22 protein-coding genes are annotated in these 21,068 nt (G+C 51.3%); 11 read left to right on the forward strand and 11 right to left on the reverse strand.

Annotated elements, in window-relative coordinates; genetic code table 11:
* The first annotated feature begins 175 nt into the window (after positions 1–175).
* Positions 176–2,074, forward strand: a complete 1,899-nt coding sequence (locus CDA54_RS08715; protein ID WP_099034612.1) for a glycoside hydrolase family 3 N-terminal domain-containing protein — start codon at positions 176–178, stop codon at positions 2,072–2,074.
* 836 nt (positions 2,075–2,910) lie between these two features.
* On the opposite strand, the gene CDA54_RS08720 is transcribed toward CDA54_RS08715, so the two are convergent.
* Together CDA54_RS08720 and prsT are read right to left on the reverse strand one after the other, a co-directional pair.
* Entirely contained in the window at positions 2,911–4,017 is a 1,107-nt protein-coding gene (locus CDA54_RS08720) for a choice-of-anchor A family protein (protein ID WP_099034613.1), read from the reverse strand.
* A gap of 97 nt (positions 4,018–4,114) precedes the next feature.
* The gene (gene prsT, locus CDA54_RS08725; RefSeq protein WP_099034614.1) at positions 4,115–6,865 is read right to left on the reverse strand and encodes an XrtA/PEP-CTERM system TPR-repeat protein PrsT; all 2,751 of its coding nucleotides are present in this window, start codon (positions 6,863–6,865) and stop codon (positions 4,115–4,117) included.
* A gap of 337 nt (positions 6,866–7,202) precedes the next feature.
* Between prsT and CDA54_RS08730 the strand changes: the two genes are divergently transcribed.
* The 6 genes from CDA54_RS08730 (at position 7,203) to CDA54_RS08755 (ending at position 12,497) form a co-directional block, all read left to right on the forward strand.
* A complete protein-coding gene (locus tag CDA54_RS08730) occupies positions 7,203–8,003 on the forward strand; it encodes a putative hydro-lyase (RefSeq protein ID WP_099034615.1) in 801 nt (266 codons plus the stop codon).
* A gap of 10 nt (positions 8,004–8,013) precedes the next feature.
* Positions 8,014–8,739 carry a 5-oxoprolinase subunit PxpA gene (locus tag CDA54_RS08735; RefSeq protein ID WP_099034616.1) on the forward strand — a complete coding sequence of 242 codons (726 nt, stop codon included), beginning with the start codon at positions 8,014–8,016 and terminating at the stop codon, positions 8,737–8,739.
* A complete protein-coding gene (gene pxpB, locus CDA54_RS08740; protein ID WP_244903105.1) occupies positions 8,736–9,440 on the forward strand; it encodes a 5-oxoprolinase subunit PxpB in 705 nt (234 codons plus the stop codon). Before CDA54_RS08735 ends, pxpB begins: the two co-directional genes overlap by 4 nt.
* A complete protein-coding gene (locus CDA54_RS08745) occupies positions 9,437–10,387 on the forward strand; it encodes a 5-oxoprolinase subunit C family protein (protein WP_099034617.1) in 951 nt (316 codons plus the stop codon). The genes pxpB and CDA54_RS08745 overlap by 4 nt, the downstream gene beginning before the upstream one ends.
* A complete protein-coding gene (locus CDA54_RS08750) occupies positions 10,380–11,213 on the forward strand; it encodes a DUF4392 domain-containing protein (RefSeq protein WP_099034618.1) in 834 nt (277 codons plus the stop codon). Before CDA54_RS08745 ends, CDA54_RS08750 begins: the two co-directional genes overlap by 8 nt.
* 120 nt (positions 11,214–11,333) lie before the next feature.
* The gene (locus CDA54_RS08755; protein ID WP_099034619.1) at positions 11,334–12,497 is read left to right on the forward strand and encodes a glycoside hydrolase family 18 protein; all 1,164 of its coding nucleotides are present in this window, start codon (positions 11,334–11,336) and stop codon (positions 12,495–12,497) included.
* A 59-nt stretch (positions 12,498–12,556) separates the two neighbouring features.
* Here the strand turns inward: CDA54_RS08755 and CDA54_RS08760 are convergent, their stop codons facing one another.
* Positions 12,557–13,354, reverse strand: coding sequence for a formyl transferase (locus CDA54_RS08760; protein WP_099034620.1), 798 nt, complete (start codon positions 13,352–13,354; stop codon positions 12,557–12,559).
* Positions 13,355–13,414: 60 nt separating this feature from the next.
* A complete protein-coding gene (locus tag CDA54_RS19455) occupies positions 13,415–13,561 on the reverse strand; it encodes a lmo0937 family membrane protein (protein ID WP_143452276.1) in 147 nt (48 codons plus the stop codon).
* Between the two features lie 178 nt (positions 13,562–13,739).
* On the opposite strand from CDA54_RS19455, the gene CDA54_RS08765 reads away from it, so the two are divergent.
* The 4 genes from CDA54_RS08765 (at position 13,740) to CDA54_RS08780 (ending at position 16,869) form a co-directional block, all read left to right on the forward strand.
* Positions 13,740–14,051: a BON domain-containing protein gene (locus CDA54_RS08765; protein WP_099034621.1), complete on the forward strand. Its 312-nt coding sequence runs from the start codon at positions 13,740–13,742 to the stop codon at positions 14,049–14,051.
* Between the two features lie 132 nt (positions 14,052–14,183).
* Positions 14,184–14,948, forward strand: coding sequence for a Crp/Fnr family transcriptional regulator (locus CDA54_RS08770; RefSeq protein WP_099034622.1), 765 nt, complete (start codon positions 14,184–14,186; stop codon positions 14,946–14,948).
* Between the two features lie 102 nt (positions 14,949–15,050).
* Positions 15,051–15,803 (forward strand): Crp/Fnr family transcriptional regulator, encoded by a 753-nt coding sequence (locus CDA54_RS08775; protein ID WP_099034623.1) that lies wholly within the window; start codon positions 15,051–15,053, stop codon positions 15,801–15,803.
* A gap of 301 nt (positions 15,804–16,104) precedes the next feature.
* Positions 16,105–16,869, forward strand: coding sequence for a Crp/Fnr family transcriptional regulator (locus CDA54_RS08780; protein ID WP_099034624.1), 765 nt, complete (start codon positions 16,105–16,107; stop codon positions 16,867–16,869).
* An 80-nt stretch (positions 16,870–16,949) separates the two neighbouring features.
* Here the strand turns inward: CDA54_RS08780 and CDA54_RS08785 are convergent, their stop codons facing one another.
* The 7 genes from CDA54_RS08785 to CDA54_RS08815 all read right to left on the reverse strand — a co-directional run bounded on the left by CDA54_RS08785 (position 16,950) and on the right by CDA54_RS08815 (position 20,834).
* A complete protein-coding gene (locus CDA54_RS08785) occupies positions 16,950–17,255 on the reverse strand; it encodes a hypothetical protein (protein WP_099034625.1) in 306 nt (101 codons plus the stop codon).
* Position 17,256: 1 nt separating this feature from the next.
* A complete protein-coding gene (locus CDA54_RS08790) occupies positions 17,257–17,679 on the reverse strand; it encodes a hypothetical protein (protein ID WP_099034626.1) in 423 nt (140 codons plus the stop codon).
* A complete protein-coding gene (locus CDA54_RS19705) occupies positions 17,669–18,028 on the reverse strand; it encodes a hypothetical protein (RefSeq protein ID WP_218962390.1) in 360 nt (119 codons plus the stop codon). Before CDA54_RS19705 ends, CDA54_RS08790 begins: the two co-directional genes overlap by 11 nt.
* A gap of 93 nt (positions 18,029–18,121) precedes the next feature.
* Positions 18,122–19,120: an OmpA family protein gene (locus CDA54_RS08800; protein ID WP_099034627.1), complete on the reverse strand. Its 999-nt coding sequence runs from the start codon at positions 19,118–19,120 to the stop codon at positions 18,122–18,124.
* Positions 19,117–19,548, reverse strand: coding sequence for a DUF4398 domain-containing protein (locus CDA54_RS08805; protein WP_099034628.1), 432 nt, complete (start codon positions 19,546–19,548; stop codon positions 19,117–19,119). Before CDA54_RS08805 ends, CDA54_RS08800 begins: the two co-directional genes overlap by 4 nt.
* 105 nt (positions 19,549–19,653) lie before the next feature.
* Positions 19,654–20,391 (reverse strand): GGDEF domain-containing protein, encoded by a 738-nt coding sequence (locus CDA54_RS08810; RefSeq protein ID WP_099034629.1) that lies wholly within the window; start codon positions 20,389–20,391, stop codon positions 19,654–19,656.
* Between the two features lie 113 nt (positions 20,392–20,504).
* A complete protein-coding gene (locus CDA54_RS08815; RefSeq protein ID WP_218962391.1) occupies positions 20,505–20,834 on the reverse strand; it encodes a hypothetical protein in 330 nt (109 codons plus the stop codon).
* Positions 20,835–21,068: the final 234 nt, after the last annotated feature.

A 21,068-nucleotide genomic window follows, 5' to 3' on the forward strand; every position in this document is an offset into this window, starting at 1 on the left:
CACTTTATCAGCGATTAAGCGTTGCTGTAATTTTTTATGTTGATAGAATTACATTCTAATGAATAATTAATTCCTTTTACCAGTAAAAGTTTTAATTTATTGTCGGCCAGGACCGTACAGTTACTGACTCAAGCCCTTCCAGGAAAGGCTATAACTATGATTAATAAGGCTTTTTATGCTAAAAAACAGGTGGGAAAAGAAAAATATATCGCTTTTAGCCATGGGATTAGTGTTGATGACCGCCTGTACTGAAGCGGGTAAGACAAATTCTGAAACCAACGCTCAAACCGATGAAAGTACGCTACGACGGGCAATAGCGCAAAAGATTGTCATCGACCTGCGGTATTTCTGCGAACAGGAGCCGGTCGACCCTCCCTGTAAGAAGCCCATGACAACCCTGCCACCACAGCTTGCAGAACTTGTCAGCAGTACAGGAATAGGCGGCGTGATTCTATTTGCCGACAACCTCACCGACACACAGCAAATGATCAGACTCAACCACGATCTGCAACAGGCTGCACTGCAAGGTAAGAGTGGCAAACCGCTGTTGCTCACCGTTGACCAGGAAGGCGGCAGAGTGGTGCGCGTTCCCCGTCATCTTGGCACGTCCTTTAGTGGCAGTATGGCCATCGGCGCAACGTTTCCGGAGCACGGTCCGGCATTTGCGCAGAAAACCGGAGAGGTACTGGGCAGGGAACTGGCAGCATTGGGTTTTAACGTTAACCACGCCCCCACCGTAGATGTGAACGTGAACCCTCAGAACCCGGTGATTAATGTGCGCTCATTTGGTGAACGCCCACAGCAGGTTGCCGAATTGGGGCTGGCTCAGTTAAAAGCCATGCAGCAACAGGGGGTCATCGGGACTCTGAAGCATTTCCCTGGTCATGGAGACACTGCCACAGACAGTCATACCGGGTTGCCCCGGGTCGAACATGATCGCAAGACCATCGAAGACGTTGATCTTCTGCCCTTTCGTTATGCCATAGAGCAAGGCGCAGTGGATATGATTATGACCGCCCATATTCAGTATCCACAACTCGATAGCAGTGATATAGAAAATGCCAGTGGCGAGAAGATGCTCAGACCCGCGACCCTGTCACGGGCCATACTCACGGATCTGCTGCGCAGGGATATGGGTTTTGAGGGTGTCATCATTACCGACGCCATGGACATGGATGGTATTGCCGCATTTTTTGAACCCACACAGGCGGTCATCGAAACATTCCATGCCGGCACCGATCTGGTGCTGATGCCCGTGAGACTGCATACTCCTGGCGAGCTCAAACGGTTGCCACAGCTGATAGACGATGTGCTACACGCTGTACAACAGGGGAAGCTGAACAAAGCAGAGATCCTGGCGTCAGCGGAACGGGTCAGCTCGCTAAAACAAAAATACGTTAGTAAGGAATTGCTATCGGTACAGGAACAGATTGCCAAAGCCAAAGGCACATTGCGCCACCCCGAACACCTTGCCACAGAACAAGCGCTTTCTGACGCAGCCCTGACGCAGGTTGGAAAAAGCACTATCACACTGCCCCTGCAGGCACAGAAACTTCATCTTTTAATGCCTGACCGAAGTAAATGTCTGGCTATGCAACAGGCTCTCGGACGCCATCTACCCGCACTTGGTGTTAGTTGTTCCAGCATGCAGACTTATTTACCAGAGCGTGACAATCAGTTAATGCAGGACGCCGATATTCTTCTGGTTTCCAGCATCACACCGGCACAAAGTGCCGTTGAGCGAGGCGGAATGGAAGATATGCAGCTGGTACAGGCAGAAGCCATAGCCCATCAAGACCAACAGGCGTTAATTCCGCAACAGATAGCTAAAGCCAGGGCATCCGGTAAGAAGGTTATTTTTGTCAGCCTGCGCGCACCCTATGAGATCAGTGAACTGGCAACAGGGGCAGACCTGGTGCTTGCCACCTATGGATATAACACCCATGTGGTGCCGGGCACTGAAGCCAACCCACAGGTCCACGGTCCCGCGTTTGAGTCTCTGGCCAGATTTTTAGCGGGCAAAATCAGCGCCACTGGCCAACTACCGGTAAGCCTCTCTGGCACAACCGATTAACCACAGAGACACAGAGAACACAGAGGTATTACCGGTTTAATGCCCTTCACTTCTCTGTGCCCTCTGTGACTCTGTGGTGAATTATTCTTTTCGTGTTGTTAGTGGTAAAAAGCCCTCAACCACGAAAAACACTAAAATCACGAACAAGGCATGGTCCTGTAGCCGGTGATGCAGCGCAGCGGAATCCGGGGTACTCTCGCCTTACATCACCCCGTATGCCGCTGCGCTTTATACGGGCTACCCGATAACACCTTCGAACCTCTGCGCCCTCTGCGACTCTGCGGTGAAAAATGGCTTTCGCGTGTGACTCTGGGCTGGAAATTAAAAAAGCCGGTCAGATGACCGGCTTACTAGCAGCTCCAGTGAGAGGGCAATCTACTGGAAAGCACTACTTATCGTCCTCAAATGAACAATAAATAGCCACTAGAACTAAATCATAATAGATTATTCTTATCTATGCAAAGAAACAAAGATAAAATATTCATTATCCGTTTATGCTAATTTGTTCGCCTGTATCTGCCAGCTGATCAGGCGTATAGAGGTTGGGAGTATAGGGGTCGTAGTTAATTTACCGATTATCCTGCCATGGCCTGCCAATCACCTGACTGTAGGTCTGCACAGGATTGGCATGAATGTCTGCCTGCAGCGCTGACACTCAGACGTGGTACTTGTAACCTACGGATATAACACCAATGAGGTACAAGGCTCCGAAGCCAACCCACAGGTACATGGCCCGGCGTTTGAATCGCTGGTCAGGTTTCTAGCTGCAGAGATTTCTGCCTCTGGCAGCTTAGCGGTCACTCTGGACGAGTGACCGTATACTACCGGGCATAAACTCAGGCTGCGGCAAATTGCCTGGTCTGAGGCGGAAACTGCAACCGACGGACGGCCAACAGCGCTACAAGACTTAACAAAAATACAGCAATCCCTTGTGGCTCGCTTACCTGAGGTGGCGGATTGCTGCCCACCGGAGTAAAGGGGTCGTAGTTAATTTGCATATTGCCCTGCCATGACTTGCCAATCACCTGACCGTAGATCTGCGCAGGATTGGCATGAATGGCCGCCTGCGGCGCTAACACTGATGCATAGAGATCGGTAGCCAGATTGACCTGACTGGCACCGGCAAAATTAAACAACACCTGACTGGGCAATCTGTTGTCGGTATTGTCTTTATTCACGTATTCACTTAACAGCTGGCCATTAACAGAAATATTGGTCTGGCTTAACTGCACACAGCCCACTTCACCCGCAGCACATTCACCACCCGCCCAATTATTTTTACCGGCAATGGCATTAGGGTTGCTCAGATTGAATATTACGGTGGCATCTTCTGACACCCCTTCGACAAACCAATCAATATTGGCATTGATCTGTTCCTGGGTCACATTAAACACATACACATTATCATCTGGTGTTGTATCAGGCGTAAATACCAGAGGAGCACCTGCGCGCATAATGTCTCTGACGCCGGAACCTGTGGCAGTTCGTGCGGCCAGCTCATTGGATAGCTGAGTCAACTGCGAAAAAGCGCTGTCAAAATCTACCGGCAGCGCATTAGGGTTCACCTGCGTAAGATTAGCTTCAATCGGACCGCCACTGACGGTTCCGGCATATACCAGCTCGCCGGAATGAGGCGACTGATGTTCACCTGCCTCATACACATTCAGAAAGCCCGGACCTGACTTAACCACATCTCCCCCAACTACCAGAGTTGGGCCCTGACCCATACCAAACTGATTGATGCGATAACCAACATCATAACCACCTGCCACGGTCATATTGCCGCCAACCGCAATACGTCCCTGAACATCTGAGCTGGTGACGCTGAAATCATCCTTTATGAAGGCGTTATAATCCCCCGCCTGTCCAAAATCAATCGCCCCACCCATTACCGGCAACGCAGCGCACAGTAAAAGTGCTGCAATGACTTTTTTCGCATTCATAATCTGTCCCTATTAAAATTTTGTTCAATTATACATCAACTTAATGCGATGACAACGCTGTCATATTTTATTCACGCAAGCCCGATCTGGCTGCATATTATTCTTCCAACATGAATTTAACTTGCTTCGCCAGAGGGGATTCTGGCGCAATCTGCTCAGCTTCAAGCAACATTTTACGGGCCTGAGCCAGCTGCCCGAGTTCGGCTAAGGTGTAAGCTAAATGATACAAGATATCGGCATTCCTGCTATCACTGGCATGAGCCTGACGCAGCAGCTTAAGCCCCTGAGCGGGCTGACCGAGTTTAGTATGGATCCAGCCAAGAGTATCATTGAATGCCGCCACTTGCGGGGCCTGCCCACTGGCCTCAGAGGCGTATTCAAGGGCCTTTTGCAAATCTGTGTCAATATAGTAATAAGCCAGATTATTGAGAAAGAGCGGGTTCTGGTTTAACTGCGGATAATTTTCAAGTACAGAGATCGCACCGGGGATATCACCTTGTCTGGCCGCCATACTGCTCAGCTGAGCTACCGCCCAGGCATCTTCAGGTGTTTTTTCTAGCCAGCCCTCTAACAGGTCTGTCGCCGCATCAGCCTGCCCGAGCGCGGTATACAGCTGAGCCAGCCTTTGCATATGCTGACGCAATGGCTGCCGGGCATAAAGCGTTGCAAAAATGTCCAGAGCCTGTTGCGACGCGCCGCTGGCTTGCAGTGCATAAGCTTTTAGTTCCAGCATTCTGGGATCCCCATCCTGCTGCTGTAAGACCTGATCAATCAGGGTTAAAGCCGCTTCAGCATCGCCTTTTGCCAGCGCCAGCCTGGCAATCAGATAGTCATCGGGGTTTTGCCCGTTACTGAGCAACTTTCTGACCCGGGCAAGAGTGTGCCCGGCGCCCTCAAGATCCCTTATATCGATCTGCCGGTGAGCGACTGTTTGCAATCTGCGCGCATCATCATAGAGTAAGCCGTACACTGCCTTAAGCGTTTCAGCGGCGGCGTTCAATTTGCCTTCATTTTCCTCCAGGCGTGCCCTGGCCAGCAGCAACTTAGGATCCAGACGACTGTGTTGCATCATTCTTTTCAGCAATGCACTGGCCTTTCCCAGCTGAGAATCCTGAATATACAGCTCCAGCAACGCCCGGTTAGCATCATAGTTATCTTTTTCGGTGACTGACTCAAGCAGCCTGACAGCCAGGGGAGTATTCTGGTTGCTGATGGCAAGATCGGCGTATAACTTAACCGTGGTGACATCCTCTGGTGCAAAAGCCAAAATGCTGGTGTAGGCTTTTTCAACCTCGGCCACCTTGCCCTGATTCAGATAAATGCCAGCCAGGCCCAACCACGCAGCCTTAAACTCGGGCGCCAGCTCGATCGCCTGCCGAAAAAACCTGATCGCCTCAGGTATTTGCGCGGCCCGCAATGAGAGCTCCCCCGCCAATTGCAGCACCTCAACTTTGCCGGGGTGCTGATTCAGCAATTTCTGAGTCGTCTCCCAGGCTTGTTCTGACAAACCGTTCTGTAATTGCAAAAAACCCAGCATAACCTGTGACTTAAGATCTTCGCCTTGCTGCGCACGCAATACCTGCAGTGCACTTTGCAGCTGATTTTCATTGATCAGCGCCTCCAGCAACTGCTGCTGAAGCAAGGGATCCTGAGGAAACTTCTGTCGCCCTGTCTCCAGCAAGCTCAGGCTCTTATCCGTCTCTCCCAGTGCACGATATACCGATGCCGCCAGGCGGTATAGCTGTACGTCTGTCGCTGACATGGCCAGCGCCTGGTCAACATAGGATCTGGCCGATTCCAGATCATTGTCCTGCAGAGCCAGCATACTCAGGTAACGGTAAGCGGTGGCGTTATCGCCAAACTCCCGGATAAAACGCTTAAAGCCTCTCGCGGCAGTGTCCTGATGGCCATTGGCATAATCCACTACCGCACTGAGAAAACTAATTTCCTTGATTTTTTTGTTTTGCTCATCAATTCCACTCAGCTGATGTTGCACGTCCACCAGCAACTGTCTGGCCAGACGATCATCCTTCTGCTGAGCAATAATGGTGGAATGTAACAATTTAGCATAGGGATTTTGCGGATACTGCTCACGAAATGCCAGTACTCTGGTCAGGGCTGAAGACAGATTACCAAGCTCTGTGAGCACCATAACCTCTCCCAACACCGCCTGCTCATTGTCCTTCTGCACATCCGCAGCCTGCTGATACAGTGACAAGGCTTTCTCAGGCTGTCGGTCAAGACGGTGTAATGCAGCGCTGAGAAGCAAGGCCGGGTAGTAGTCTGGTTGTTGCTTGAGTGCCGCTGCGACCTGTTGACGGGCCGGATCCAGTTGATTACCGTCAAACAATGATTCCGCTATTGCGGTAAGGATATCTGCCCGTAAGGGTTCCAGCTCAAGTGCTTTTTCGTACAAAGCGCGACTTTGTTCAGTCTTGCTCTCAGCCTGATAGGTTTGCCCGAGAAAATAATGGTAATCAGCCTGTTCGGCCAGCTCCGGATGCTCCAGCAACAATGACCGCACTTGTTGATGGCGGTACAACATTAATCTGGCTTCGGCCAGTTTAAGCACCACAGTGCGGCTGTCTGCATTCATTTTCAGCGCGGTGCTGTAAGCACTTTCCGCCGCTGCCGCCTTTCCTTCAGCCAGTAATATATCGCCTAACAGCAAACGGGCAGGCAGATAGTCCGGGTCATGTTGCAGACTGTTGCGCAGTTCAATTTCGCTGGCTGCAAAATCTTGTTGTTCCGCAAGTTTTAGGGCAGCTTCATAATAGTCAAAAGCCGGGTCAGCGTATACATTGGTCGATAACAGACAACAGAGTATGAAGGAGGGAACTTTTCCCATAATGTGTATCCCTGATTAGTTTCCATATTACTACAGCAGTACTGAGGCCTGAACTTCTACCATTGTGTAACGAATATGGCAACGGTCCTTTGTCACAAAAACAATAATACGGGGTGCTGAAATCAGACCCGGACAGACATGGTACTGTCATTGGCAGTGGGTGGGCTGTGTGCTCTTGTTTTACCGCTATTGGGCAGAAAAACATCCACCAGAGATAACCTTAAAATAGATTATTCTAAAAAAACAAGGGAATAAAGGTAAAGTATTCGTAGTCCGTTTATGCTAATTTATTCGCCTGTAAATGCCTTATTGATTATGGTTTTTTGAGGAGTCTATCGTGTCAGTCCCGTCCGCTTCATCCTTAACGCCTTATGCACTGCGCCAGCAGATACGCAGTGGCGCACATCAGGGCAATACGTCCGGACAGGCCGCCGGATTCGTGCAATGCAATCTGGCGATTCTTCCGGCTGACTATGCCAATGAGTTTCTGCGCTTTTGCCAGGCCAATCCAAAACCCTGCCCGTTAATTGGTATGGCTGCTGAACCCGGTGATTATATCATCAGCGATGCCGGCGAGGATGTGGATATACGCACCGATATACCCGCCTACCAGCTGTTTGAGCAGGGTCAACCAACAACGCAGGTTAACAACCTGTTGGAGGTATGGCGCGATGATCTGGTCACCTTTATGCTTGGCTGCTCCTTTTCCTTTGAAGAGGCCTTGCTGGCTGACGGACTGGAGATCCGCAATATTACCGAAAGGGTCAATGTACCGATGTATCGCACCAGCATGCCCTGTACACCTGCGGGTCGGTTCAGCGGTAACATGGTGGTCAGTATGCGCCCGATGCCCGCAGCCGCCGCTATCCGGGCGATCCAGATCTGCAGCCGATTTCCTTCTGTGCACGGCGCACCGGTGCATCTGGGTGACCCGGCATTGATTGGTATTGAAGACATCAACAAACCGGATTTTGGCGATCCTGTCAGCATCAGAGACGGCGAGTTACCCGTATTCTGGGCCTGTGGTGTCACACCGCAACTGGCCATCGCTAAGGCTAAACCGCCTTTTTGCATTACCCACAGCCCTGGTTGTATGCTGATAACAGATATTCCCAACAGCAAACTATCGGTACTTTGAGAGGCGAAGCATGTTATTAAACTGCGATTTGGGCGAAAGCTTCGGTAACTGGAAAATGGGCCTCGACGATCAGGTCATGGCGTATATTGATCAGGCCAACATTGCCTGTGGCTTTCACGCTGGCGACCCGGATGTGATGCAACATACCCTGGCACTGGCTAAAGTGCATAATATTGAAATTGGTGCTCATCCGGCTTACCCCGATTTACAGGGTTTCGGACGCCGCTCCATGGCACATACCCATGATGAAATTGTTAATCTGTTGCATTATCAGATTGGTGCGCTGGCAGGAATGGCCACCGTACAGGAGCAACACATCAGCTATGTAAAGCCTCACGGGGCGCTGTATAACGACATGATGGCCAAAGAGGCCGTGTTCGATGCTGTGCTTGACGCCATCGGTCGTTTTCCGCAACCGTTAAAACTGATGCTATTGGCCACCAATGAAGCACAAACATACCGGGATAAGGCTGAAAAAGCAGGCGTCGGTTTACTGTTTGAAGCCTTCGCCGATCGCCGCTATCTGGATGACGGACGTTTAAGCCCGCGCAGCCTGCCAGATGCCGTACTGGATTCACAGCAAACCCTGGAACAGGTCTCTTTGCTCGCCAGTGAGGGGGTCGTGATCACCTCAAGTGGCGCCAGGCTAAGCCTTAATCCTGATACACTGTGCGTACATGGTGACAACCCCCACGCTGTTGCCATGGTAAAGCAAATCCGGGATTTGCTGCCATGATGACACCGCGCATAGATATTGCCGGAGAAGGCGCGCTAATAGTTTACCTGGGTGATCAGGTGAGCCCCAAGCTGGCGGCTACTATTAGTGCACTGCTGCCACAAATCAAAGCGACACTGGGTGATGCACTGGTGGATCTGGTTCCCTCATACAATTCCATCCTGGTTCAGTATCAGCCCCTGAAAACCGATCACTTTGCCGTTCGCTTTCAGCTTACACAACTGTTGAGCCAACAGCTCAATCAGCAAAGCGACAGCGGCAATACCCGGCTGGTAAAACTACCGGTCTGGTACAGCGAAGAATCCGGGCCTGATCTGACCAGACTGGCAGACAATGCCGGGCTCAGTACCGACAACGTCATTGAACTGCATCAGCAAAGCCAATACCGGGTATATGCCATAGGGTTTGCCCCCGGCTTTGCCTACCTGGGCGAAGTGGATGAACGTATCGCTGCACCACGGCTTGCGACGCCACGCAAAAAGGTACCTACCGGCGCCGTTGCCATCGCCGATCGTCAGACCGCAGTGTATCCGGCTCCTTCTCCCGGTGGCTGGAATCTGATTGGTCTGTGTCCTCATCCGATGTTTGATAAATCGGCTCAGTCCCCTATGCCGGTGGCTGTAGGTGACACTGTGCAGTTTTATGCCATTGATAAAGACGAATTCCTTCGCCTCGGCGGTAAAGTGGAAGCATTCAGATGAATCAACTCGTGATTGAAAACCCGGGACTGTTGTCACTGCTCACTGATCAGGGGCGATTTGGAAAGGCCCATCTGGGCCTCACCACTGGCGGGCCGATGGATCCTTTTGCGTTTAACCTGGCTAACGCCCTGGTCGGAAATAGCAGTAATGCTACGGTTATTGAAACCACATTGGGCAACCTTAGCCTCAAGGCGGAATGTGACTGCATAATTGCAGTTACCGGTGCGGTATCCCCTGTTAATATCGATGGTGCCGGTCACGCTCTGTGGCAAAGCCATCAGGTTAAACGTGGCCAGACTATAGAGCTTGGCCAGCCCGGTCAGGGTCTGCGCAATTATCTGGCGGTAGGCGGCGGCTTTAACGTAGAAACGGAGTTTGGCAGCACCAGCACGGTACTGCGCGAAAGTATTGGCGGACTACGTGGTGGCAAACTGCAACAGGGAGACAAGCTGGCGGTGGGTCAATCTGCTGAGTCAGCCCGTTGCCGCGCGCTGCCTGAGTCCGCCATTCCCGACTATGGGGCAATGCACCCGTTACGGCTAATCACCGGGTATCAGTATCAGGACTTTACTGATACGAGCCGGCAGCGTTTCTTTGCCAGTGAGTATAAAATCAGCCCTCAGGCTGACCGTATGGGCTATCGCTTGTCTGGCCCGGCGATTCCTTCAGGCTTAAACAGCATGTTATCTGAAGGCATTGCTTTAGGTGCCGTGCAGGTCCCTGCCGATGGCCAGCCGATCGTATTATTAAACGATCGCCAGACCATTGGCGGCTACCCCAAGCTGGGTTCGGTATTGTCTCTAGACTGCGCCAGCCTCGCACAGTGGGGGCCGGGCACCAGGATATCCTTTAAACCGGTGAGTATCGAACTGGCTCATAATCTGTTGCACCTGCATCAGGCCAGACTGACACGACTGCTGCGGCAACTGGAACGTGAGCATGACTAATCTGCAGGCGCTGAGTGAGAAAATCGAGGCATTGTTGGTGCAGCGCAACCTGCGCGGTATGCAGCCCTTGCGCCAGCACCTTAAACCCGGTTATCTGCTGCGCAGTGCACAACTTATTGCCAACAACAGCGGTACAATGATCATCGGTACCGGTTTTCCTGTTACCCATACCTTCGAGACCGACGGTCCGGTTGGTGCCATTGCGTTATATCAGGCTCTTGAACGGTTGGAGTATCAGCCGTATATTGCGTGTGGTAAACCGTTGTTTGGGGCGATACGAGAGGACTTCAGAGCCATTGAACTCAGCGTGAATGCCCTGGAGCAGGCCCGCAGTGAAACCCGGCAAGTTTTAGCCAGGCTTAAGCCCAGCCTGGTGCTCTCCATCGAGCGACCTGGCCTGGCTGAGAATGGTCGATATCATAATATGCGCGGTGAAGATATCAGTGAGCGCTGCGCCTGCTTCGACTATTTTCTTATTGATGCGCCCTGCCCGACTATTGGCATCGGTGACGGTGGCAATGAAATTGGCATGGGCAACGTTTTCTCTGCGCTACAGAAACTGGATATTGTGCCGGCACGCACCGAATGTGATGAGTTAATTCTGGCGGATGTATCTAACTGGGCAGCCTATGGCATTCTCGCACTGCTCGGTCAGATAAAGCAGGTGGACCTGCTCAGTACGATAAAACCGCTGGATATTCTTCAGTATCTGTCGGATAAAGGCAGTGTAGATGGGGTGACAAGGGAGAATACCCTTACCGAAGACAGCCTCTGCTTTAGCGCCGGTGAAGCACTGATACGCCAGATTCAGGACATCATCAATTGAATCAGGTTCAGCACCTATTCTGCAGGTACTGTTTCGTGTGCCAACTGACATACTGAGTCTTGTTGATACCCAGAGCCCGGGTAAACACGGACAAATTGAAAACCATAAAAGGATCTGACAATGTACACACGGTTAATGGCATCGCTTTTTTTAAGCCTGATCATTTTACTCTCATCATATGCAGCAAACGCCGCTGATGATGATGCGCAGGATAACGTGCCAGGCACCGTCATCATTGGCTACATATTTAATCCGGGGCCGGAATTAGATACCGATCAGATTGCCGCTGAGAAACTGACCCATATTAACTATGCATTTTCCAGGATTGTAGATGGCAAATTGACCGAGGGCTTTGAATTTGATCAACAAAACTACCAGCAGCTGCATAGCCTGAAAGAGCGCAATCCTGAGCTCAGAATACTCTCCTCTATCGGCGGCTGGACCTGGTCAGATACCTTTTCTGATATGGCAGCTGAACCCGCCTCCAGACAAAAATTTATCCGCAGTGCCATTGAATTCGTCCGTCGTCATCAACTCGATGGCCTGGACATTGATTGGGAGTACCCCGGCCTGGTCGGCGCCGGTAATACCTTTCGGGGCGAAGATGGGCAGAATTTCACGATATTGTTGCGCCAGTTACGCCAGGCGCTGGATAAACTGGAGCAGGAAGTTAATCGCCCCTTGTTACTGACGATCGCCAGCGGCGGATTCAGCGATTATGTTGAAAAAGCTGAACTGGGGCAGTGGCAGCAGTATCTCGACTATATCAATATCATGGCGTATGACTACAACTTTCCCTCTGACGGAGCCATTACCGGCCACCACGCAGGGCTGTTCAGTCACCCATCTGATGGTACTCAGAACTCCGCCGATAATGCAGTAAAGCAGCACATCAAAGCAGGTGTACCGGCAAATAAACTGGTGCTTGGTGTACCTTTCTACGGCCGCATGTGGATGCAGGTCAGCGACGACAACAACGGCCTGTTCCAGCCCGGCAACAGCAACACCCTTGAACTTGGTGGCGGCAGTTATAAAAACCTGCACAATAATTTAATCGGAAAAAATGGCTACGAACGGCATTGGGATGATACAGCCAAAGTGCCATGGCTCTGGAACCCGGAGAAAAAGATACTGATAAGTTACGAAGACAGTGAATCTCTGCGCCACAAAAGCCAGTATGTGCTGGACAATAATCTGGCCGGGGTGATGTTCTGGCGATATAACTCAGATCATCAGAATACGCTCCTGAACAGCCTCTATCGACATCTCAGGGGCTCTGACTGATTGAACAAAAAACCGCAGGTTTCGGTATTAAAAAGCCGCGATAAGCGGCTTTTTGCTGTTCAATAGTAATAATGCTTAAAAAATTCCAGCATTTCTTCCTCATCCACCAGCTTCAGGCCCTTTTGTGAAAAAGCGGTAAAATCCTCAGCTTGCGGAAAACTGAAATATCCGCCTTTGGTGGATTGAGGTCTGGCAACAGGCTTTTCACCATAAGCGATACGCTCTACTGCATCCAGCAATAACTCACAGCCACCGGTGTACAATTGCAGTACATGCCAGAGGTAAGAGCGCTCAGAATGCACCGTCAGACGGCAAGCAGAAATAACACCACCGGTGTCGATGCTATCATCCTCGATAAAATGGCAGGTGGTACCGATTTCACGCTCACCATTGAGCATGGCCCAGAATGTGGCCATCACCCCACGATAATCCGGCAGCAGGCCAGAATGAAGATTAATCACGCCCTGTTTGGGTATCGCCAGCAAAGGATCTTTCAGGATGCCGCCATAGCGGATACTTAAGATCAGATCCGGCTTCAGGGCCGACACCCGGCTGAGACTTTCGTCAGAATTAATAGTATTAACAATCTCCACCGGGGAGGTCAGAAGCGGCGTAAACTGAGAAAACGAAAGATATTGCGCATCTCGCTGCCCTGGTTCTGGCAAATGAGGGAAAAGCATTTCATTACACAGCGACTGCTCAAAAAACCTCAGTCGTTTCAGTTCAGGTAACGCACCGGGCTTACCCACTCTGGAAGATAAAAAAACCCTCAGAGTATGTCTCTGAAGGCTCGGCAACAAAAGATTCAGTGCCAGATTACTGGCCAGATCCTGATTCGCCAAAATAAGGATGTTCAAAACATAGTATCCCTGATTAAAATGATCAGGCGATACTATAACGCAATAACAAGGTCCAAATCAGACGCCGCGACCCCGCATCAGCCGCACGGCAATGACTATCAGTGCCAGCACCAGCAAAATATGGATAAAGCCGCCCATGGTATAGGATGACACCAACCCCAGCGCCCACAGAATAATCAGTACCACAATCACTGTTTCTAACATAGGTTTCTACCTGTTAACTGTACAAGAGCATTCACTATGCAGTACTGCGGGGCGGCTGTATGTACGCTGGATAACACAACAAACAAATACTGTGCCATGGGTGCGCTGGCGCACAGATCTGTGTTTCTGACAGGCTTAAGCTGATAGTCCAGTTAATCAAACAAGTGAGAATCGGATCATGAAAACACGTAATATCTACGCGGTATTTTTTCTTAGCCTGCTGAGCCTGACATTGCTGGGTTGCGGCGCAACTGAAACCAGTGAAAGTACCGGTGAATATGTTGATGACACCGTTATTACCACCAAAGTAAAAGCCGCTATATTTAATAACGACGCGCTTGAATCGGCCGAAATTAATGTTGAAACCTTCAAAGGCGAAGTACAACTAAGCGGTTTCGTCAGTTCAACAGCCGACATTAATACCGCCGTGCGACTGGCCCGCAAGGTTACCGGCGTGAAGTCGGTAGAAAATAAGATGCAGATAAAATAATGGCGGAAGCCTGAGCGTGTTGATTTTTATGTGCGGTACCGTACAGAGCGCGCCCTATACTCAGCTATACTGACAGGCTCTTTGCACACAGGAATACCCGTCACCCTGGATAATAGGTATAAGGAAAAGGTTATGCCCAAACTGGCATCACAGCAATGCGTTGATCCTAAGCTGCATAAACCAACGGAAAATCAGTTACTCAAAGCCCTCGATGCAGATGTGCAGGAGCGGCTTTTTCCACATCTGGAGCTGGTCGAGTTGCCATTGGGCAAAGCACTGTATGAATCGGGCGATGTACTGCGCCATGTCTATTTCCCCACCGATTGCATCGTGTCACTGCTCTACGTGATGGAAAATGGCGCGTCAGCGGAAATATCCGTGGTCGGCCACGATGGTATGATTGGCGTCGCCCTGATTATGGGCGGCGAGAGTACCACCAGCCGCGCCATAGTACAAAGTGCCGGTTATGCCTCTCGTTTAGCTGGCCAACGCATGAAAAGCGAATTTAACCGCCACGGGGATATGCTGCATTTAATGCTGCGCTACTCACAGGCGTTGATCACCCAAATGGCCCAGACCGCAGTCTGCAACCGCCATCACAGTATCGAGCAGCAACTGTGTCGCTGGTTGTTGCTGTCGCTGGATCGCCTTAAAGACAATCATCTGGTGATGACTCAGGAGCTGATTGCCAACATGCTGGGGGTGCGCCGCGAAGGCGTAACGGAAGCTGCAGGCCGTCTGCACAGACAAGGTGTGATTGACTATAGCCGCGGCCATATTATTGTCACAGACAGGGCCAGGCTGGAGCAACTGAGTTGCGAATGCTACAGCGTCGTCAAAGCCGAAACAGATCGTCTGTTGCCGCTGTCACGTCATCACCCCCATTCCGTGTCATAACGCACAGAAACCGCTAGCTGGCGGCGTTATATTGACCCATCAAGGCTGCACAGCACCTGCCTTGTTTATCAAAGCAATAAGCCAGTGCTAAAGGCTTTTTCTATGTCTGCTCAAACGGCGTCAGTGATTACCAATCATTTACTGCAATTATTAAGTCCGGACGAACGCCAGCTCTTGCTGCAACATTGTAAGGTGGTAAAACTGCAGTTCGCCGATGTCCTTTGTGAGCCAAACCAACCCTACCGCTATCTGTATTTTCCCCTTAGTGGTTTTATTTCGCTGGTCACCAGGCTGGACGGTCATAAACCGCTGGAGATGGGCTTAATCGGCAATGAAGGCATGCTCGGCGTGACCCTGGCACTGGGTATCAGCACCGCGCCGATGCAGGCGGTGGTGCAGGGCAAAGGGACCGCATGGCGCATTGCTATTGCCGATTTGAAGCAATGTTTACTGCACTGCCCCCAATTGCAACGGGTGCTACAACAATATCTGTTTGTACAATTGGCTCAGTTGGCCCAGAGTGCAGCCTGTGCTCACTTTCATGAACTCTCCCCGCGTCTGGCGCGCTGGTTACTGATGAGCGACGATCGTGCACACAGCGGTCAGTTTTACCTTACCCACCAGTTTCTGGCGGGTATGCTCGGCGTGCGTCGTAGCGGCATAACCGTTGCTGCGGGTATTATGCAACAGCAACAACTTATCTGTTACAGCAGGGGCGTGGTCAGCATACTGGATCGCCAGGCGTTGCAGGGTATTACCTGTGAATGCTATCAGGCGGGATTGGACGACTACCGGAATATGCTCGGAGAGCCACAAGCTGACACTCAGACAATCAGCGCACAAAGTAAGTCATAAAGGAATCTGAATTGCAGCCTGCTGTACAGGCAGATCCCAGGTCAGGAAAATACATCAGCAAAGGTAAAAAACCGGCGAGTTAAGATTGAAATATTATAGGTTGTGGTGCACCTAAGTGACGCTGTTAATTCAGCAAAAAGCATTAAGGGCGCCCGGCCATGGGATTAACGGCGTGACATCAGTGAAAACTATGATGCGATAAATGTGCAGCGGATGATACTATATGTGCGTTATCGCACAGAGCGTATTCGTTGCTTACCTAATACTGACAATCTCTTTGCACACAGATAAGGATAAGGTTATGCCTAAATTGGCATCACAGCAGTGCATTGATCCCAAACAGCATCAGCCAACGGAAAATCAGTTACTAAAAGCCCTCTGTGCAGAAGTGCAGGAAAGGCTTTTCCCACACCTGGAACTGGTTGAGATGCCACTGGGCAAAGTACTGCATGAGTCAGGCGAAGTATTGCGTTATGTCTATTTTCCCACCGATTGCATCGTGTCACTGCTCTATGTGATGGAAAATGGCGCATCGGCGGAAATATCCGTGGTCGGCCACGATGGTATGATTGGTATAGCTCTGCTTATGGGCGGCGAGAGCACCACCAGCCGCGCTTTAGTACAAAGTGCCGGTTATGCCTATCGGTTACCTGGTCAGCGCATCAAATCCGAGTTTAACCGCCACGGAGAATTGCTGCATTTAATGTTGCGCTACTCACAGGCACTGATCACTCAAATGGCCCAGACCGCGGTCTGTAACCGCCACCACAGTATAGACCAGCAGCTCTGCCGCTGGTTATTACTGTCTTTGGACAGGCTAAAGGATAATCATCTGGTGATGACCCAGGAGCTGATTGCCAACATGCTGGGGGTGCGCCGCGAAGGGGTAACCGAAGCCGCAGGCCGGTTACATAAACAGGGCGTGATTGACTACAGCCGTGGCCATATTATTGTCACTGACAGGGCGAAGCTGGAGCGACTGAGCTGCGAATGCTATGGCGTGGTCAAGTCCGAAACAGATCGTCTGCTGCCATTATCACGACACAGGACTGAATCCGTGGCGTAGCGCACCTGTGCACAAAAACCGGTTTTAGCGGTGTTGAGTTACCAGAAATACCCCCGCAGAGCCAAAAACCGAAACGCCACTCAAACAAATGTACGAATAATGTAAGCGGTAAACACAGTGCGCAGCCAGGCTACAACGGCTGTCAGACGTTTGCGCGTGGTGGTGTTTTTGGAGTCAGTGTTGTTGGAAGGGGTGTTGTCCTGGTGATATAACCACCAACCAAGCAACGCGCCGCTGAGGGTTGCCACGACCAGCGCCGCCGGAGAGCTGAGCCTGTTGTGCACCGCTTTGGTGACTGCGCGGGTCTGCGCACCCAACTGTAGGCGCTGTTGCGGTAACTGTTGCGCCAGTTGAGCAATCTCTCGATTGAGTTGTCGGGGCTGCATATCATCCGACCTCTCTGGTCTGTTCTGAACCTGCCAGACGCAGACTCTGCATGGTTGCCGGGAAACGTAACAGGCTGCTGTAATAGCGGCAGCGGCGCAGCACAAACCACAAGCCCGACAGATTAACCACCATCGCCAGCCCCAGAGCCTGACCTGCCGACAACAGGCTATGCTGTGCCAGTATGATAATTTGTGCCAGTGCGCCAAACCACACAGTCAGGGCCAGCAAGCCTGCAATCAGACCAAATACCAGCAACGCAACCATGCTGTTTGCCACCCGCTGACCCTCGAGCGTCAGCAGTTGCAGTTGGTCACAGGCCAGCGCTCTGACTTGCTGCCACCATACAACCAACTCAGCCGTTACCTCTGGTGGTACTGAAGAAACACCCGCATCAGCGGGTGTTGTAATAGAATCACTTGGCATTATGCCCACCGGGGCGATGGCTTAACCACCAGCTAAAAAGCATACCGCCAGCCACTGCGACGCCAAGCGACATCAACGGGTGGCTGCGTACCTGATCGCGGGTGCCTTCGGTTACTTGCTGCTGCAGATGCTGCAACTGTATGCCTTTTTTTGAAATGGCCTCGGCGGCATGATTCACACCACTTGCCATTTTATCCACCGTGTTATGTGCACTGGCGGTCACCTGTTTGATGGCCGGTGAACCCGCTTCCGCGACATTGTCGATAGCACGATGTATACTGCCCGACGCGGAATCCACTCCACTGTTGAATTCTTTTTTAGCCGCATTTGTTTCTGTTGGCTTTTCCATAATAACTCCGATTGTATGCAACAGCGGCAAGAGTACCGCTGTCTTGGCTATAGAATGCCTGGTTCGGTCGGCCAGGTCGGTGCGCCAGCGCGCTTAACGCTTATCCGCCAACTCAACGGCGTTGGCAATAATTACTTCCACCCGCCGGTTTTGCTCCCGGCCATCGACTGTTGAGTTGCTGGCCATTGGTGTACTTTCACCCATACCGGTGACATCCAGACGACTGTCTGCTACGCCCTTTGCCTGCAAGAAAGTCTTCACCGTCTCCGCACGACGTTGCGACAGCAGCATGTTGGAAGCATCACTGCCAACATCGTCGGTATGGCCTTCAATCTGTGCCGTACGCTCAGGGTAAGCCATTAAGAATTTGGCCAGTTTTTGCAGATGATTACTGCTGCTGACTTTCAGATTAGCCTTACCGGTATCGAATAACACATCCCCCAGAGTAACCACTAATCCTCTTTCCGTAGGTTTAGCATTGAGTTCATCCAGTTGTGTGCGTAATTCAGCAGCGGCAGCATCAGAGCTTTCAGCCTGTTGACGTGCAGAGCGGGCCTCAGAAAGTGCGCTTTGTTCACGGTTTTCAGCCAACATCGCCTGCCGTTTAGCCCGCGCTGAATCGATACGGGCATCACTGGCCTCTGCCTGAGCACTACTAGCCTGAGAGCGCGCCTGCTCGGCGTCACTACGGGCATCGCTGGCATCCGCACGGGCCCTCTTCGCTTCCAGAGTGCGGGCGTTGAGTCTTACATCATCACGTTGCTGGCTCAGCGCATCCCGTTGAGACTCCAACAGGCGCGTTTGTGCCTGGGTGCTGGCCATCGCCACTTTACGCTCTGCCATCACCACCCGGTGACGGGTCAGTTGAGTGTTTTTATCCGGTTGTTCGGCCAGGATTACCGCCTGCTCGGCTTCTTTTATTGCCAGCGGAGCCAGTAGCGCCAGTTGCCTGTCGCCTTGAAGCTGTGTGAGTTGCTGGCGTACATCAGCAGCACCGTCGGGCATCTTCGGAGCACTGGCACAGGCGGTCACAAAGACAGCGGCAAAACCGATACTCAGCAATGATTTGCCAAAGGGTATTATGTGGTTCATGGTCTTACTCCTGACAAGTTGCGTTGCACTTCCTGCTGTAATACATCAATGCTTTGTTGCATATCCTGATTAATGGCCTGAGCTTTTATCAGGTCGGCACGAGCCTGTGCCAGTTCGGCACTGGCCTGTGATTGCAGGGCCAGCCGCTGAGCCTGGAGCATATCCTTTGCTGTCACCGCATTGCGGGCAGCGGTCAACTCTGAGCGGGCAGCATTAAGTTCTGTACTGGTGTAACGAATAGTCTGTGATCTTTCGGCGTTGCCTATGGCGCGCTCAGCGGCGTCAAGTTCAGCAGATGGAGCGTTAAGAGAGCTGGCGCAGCCAGTCATCAGTACTGCAACAATGGCCAGCATCAAGCCTGGCTTCAGCAGCCGCTTGCTGAGCAAGGCGGGAATCATTGTTACCGGGGCGGCAATGAATGTTTTCATTAGAAACTCCTGATAGTCGGGGGCCGCAGAAACCTGCGCCCTGACTTACTATGTCCCAACGGCACAACGCTGTCGGTACGCTGGCGCGCATAGCAGGAGCTTTTTTCAGAGCGAAGCGGGGGAGCATCCAGTGTGTTCTTTTTTACATCGATACATGGCCGTATCGGCATGATGGATCAGTTCCTGAGTACTGTTGCCATCTGCCGGGAAGAGTGCCACACCAATGCTGGCTGACAAAGACACACTGCCACTCTTTATCTGATAGGGTTGTGCCAACAGATGTGCCATCTTGTTGACAAATGGCTTCACATCCTCTTTTTTGCTGATAGTGTTCAGCAGTAACAGAAACTCATCACCACCGTGGCGACTGATGGCGTCACTTTCACGAATAGCGGAACGCAAGCGTGCGCTGACCAGTTGAAGCACCTCATCACCAGCCCCGTGGCCGAACTGATCATTGACGGGTTTAAAGTTATCCAGATCGACAAACAACAGGGCAAACAGACTGTGTTGCCGTTTGGCGATACTGATAGCCTGCTGAATGCGATCCTGCATAATGCTGCGATTGAGGGTTTCGGTAAGTGCATCACACTGACTGTCCCGCATCAGTTGCTGTAGCTCCATTCTGGCCTGTTGCAATGCCAGTAACAAACGCTTATTTTCCTGCTGCAATTGTTCGTTTTGCAGACTCCAGATATCGCGCTGCAACATCACGTCACAGTTTATTCCATCACGCTGTGCCTGCTGACCATTGTGATCACTGTGACCGTTCTGACGATTGGCCCGCAGTTTTTGCATGGTGCTGCGCAGCTGAAACGGGTTAAAATCCTGAGGGTCTTTCATAACAGGGCTCCTGTATTGAGACTATTAAGATATCCTGATATTGCTGCGACAAATGTGCGATATCACACATTAACGCAGGAAAATAACAGCCTGTTCACCAGTTTGCTCGCCTGCTAAGCAAGGTTGCACTGATCAAGAAAGGTTTTAACCTGTTTATCAGCCAGATGGCGGTCGATGTGATAGCGCTGTTGCACCAGACTACTCAGTTGTTGCTGATCACCGTCGCTTCTCAGTATTTCGGCTTCACTGAGCTTGCCCCACTGACTTTTGGCAGCTTTAACCTGTTTCGGCCACTTTACTTTGCCACCAGCTGACGGCCCGGCCTGCTCCGTTTTAGCACTGGCTTCGGGTTTTATTGGCGTAGCTTCCATTTTATCGTCCATATCGGCCTTGTTCGCTTTGTCGAGTTTCACACCACGATTCTGTTCGCTGTACGTGTTCATAAAAGACCTCCTTATAGGTTCCTTCAGTACAAGATTGCACTGACCGGTAGAACAAAGTCTGAACGATGGTCAAATCTGAGTCGGTGCGCCAACGCGCATAAGGGCAGTTAATGCACAATGGTTTGTACTGTTATTGTCGCAATATAGAGGTCAACCTGAAGCCGGGCACGACTGAGCCTGAGGTAACAACAGGGTTCACAGAATCCGCCTTTATCCGGATTGCAGGCCATTCAA

The organism is Lacimicrobium alkaliphilum (genome assembly GCF_002591895.1).
Classification (GTDB): Bacteria; Pseudomonadota; Gammaproteobacteria; order Enterobacterales; family Alteromonadaceae; genus Lacimicrobium; species Lacimicrobium alkaliphilum.

Excerpts from the sequence above, each read along its gene's own strand:
- CDA54_RS08720 (WP_099034613.1), bottom strand. The coding sequence starts at position 4,017 with ATGAATGCGAAAAAAGTCATTGCAGCACTTTTACTGTGCGCTGCGTTG.
- CDA54_RS08805 (WP_099034628.1), bottom strand. The coding sequence starts at position 19,548 with ATGAAAACATTCATTGCCGCCCCGGTAACAATGATTCCCGCCTTGCTC.
- CDA54_RS08765 (WP_099034621.1), top strand. The coding sequence starts at position 13,740 with ATGAAAACACGTAATATCTACGCGGTATTTTTTCTTAGCCTGCTGAGC.
- CDA54_RS08780 (WP_099034624.1), top strand. The coding sequence starts at position 16,105 with ATGCCTAAATTGGCATCACAGCAGTGCATTGATCCCAAACAGCATCAG.
- CDA54_RS08750 (WP_099034618.1), top strand. The coding sequence starts at position 10,380 with ATGACTAATCTGCAGGCGCTGAGTGAGAAAATCGAGGCATTGTTGGTG.
- prsT (WP_099034614.1), bottom strand. The coding sequence starts at position 6,865 with ATGGGAAAAGTTCCCTCCTTCATACTCTGTTGTCTGTTATCGACCAAT.
- CDA54_RS08745 (WP_099034617.1), top strand. The coding sequence starts at position 9,437 with ATGAATCAACTCGTGATTGAAAACCCGGGACTGTTGTCACTGCTCACT.
- CDA54_RS19455 (WP_143452276.1), bottom strand. The coding sequence starts at position 13,561 with ATGTTAGAAACAGTGATTGTGGTACTGATTATTCTGTGGGCGCTGGGG.
- CDA54_RS08810 (WP_099034629.1), bottom strand. The coding sequence starts at position 20,391 with ATGAAAGACCCTCAGGATTTTAACCCGTTTCAGCTGCGCAGCACCATG.
- CDA54_RS08790 (WP_099034626.1), bottom strand. The coding sequence starts at position 17,679 with ATGCCAAGTGATTCTATTACAACACCCGCTGATGCGGGTGTTTCTTCA.
- pxpB (WP_244903105.1), top strand. The coding sequence starts at position 8,736 with ATGATGACACCGCGCATAGATATTGCCGGAGAAGGCGCGCTAATAGTT.
- CDA54_RS19705 (WP_218962390.1), bottom strand. The coding sequence starts at position 18,028 with ATGGAAAAGCCAACAGAAACAAATGCGGCTAAAAAAGAATTCAACAGT.
- CDA54_RS08755 (WP_099034619.1), top strand. The coding sequence starts at position 11,334 with ATGTACACACGGTTAATGGCATCGCTTTTTTTAAGCCTGATCATTTTA.
- CDA54_RS08785 (WP_099034625.1), bottom strand. The coding sequence starts at position 17,255 with ATGCAGCCCCGACAACTCAATCGAGAGATTGCTCAACTGGCGCAACAG.
- CDA54_RS08715 (WP_099034612.1), top strand. The coding sequence starts at position 176 with ATGCTAAAAAACAGGTGGGAAAAGAAAAATATATCGCTTTTAGCCATG.
- CDA54_RS08775 (WP_099034623.1), top strand. The coding sequence starts at position 15,051 with ATGTCTGCTCAAACGGCGTCAGTGATTACCAATCATTTACTGCAATTA.
- CDA54_RS08815 (WP_218962391.1), bottom strand. The coding sequence starts at position 20,834 with ATGAACACGTACAGCGAACAGAATCGTGGTGTGAAACTCGACAAAGCG.
- CDA54_RS08770 (WP_099034622.1), top strand. The coding sequence starts at position 14,184 with ATGCCCAAACTGGCATCACAGCAATGCGTTGATCCTAAGCTGCATAAA.
- CDA54_RS08735 (WP_099034616.1), top strand. The coding sequence starts at position 8,014 with ATGTTATTAAACTGCGATTTGGGCGAAAGCTTCGGTAACTGGAAAATG.
- CDA54_RS08800 (WP_099034627.1), bottom strand. The coding sequence starts at position 19,120 with ATGAACCACATAATACCCTTTGGCAAATCATTGCTGAGTATCGGTTTT.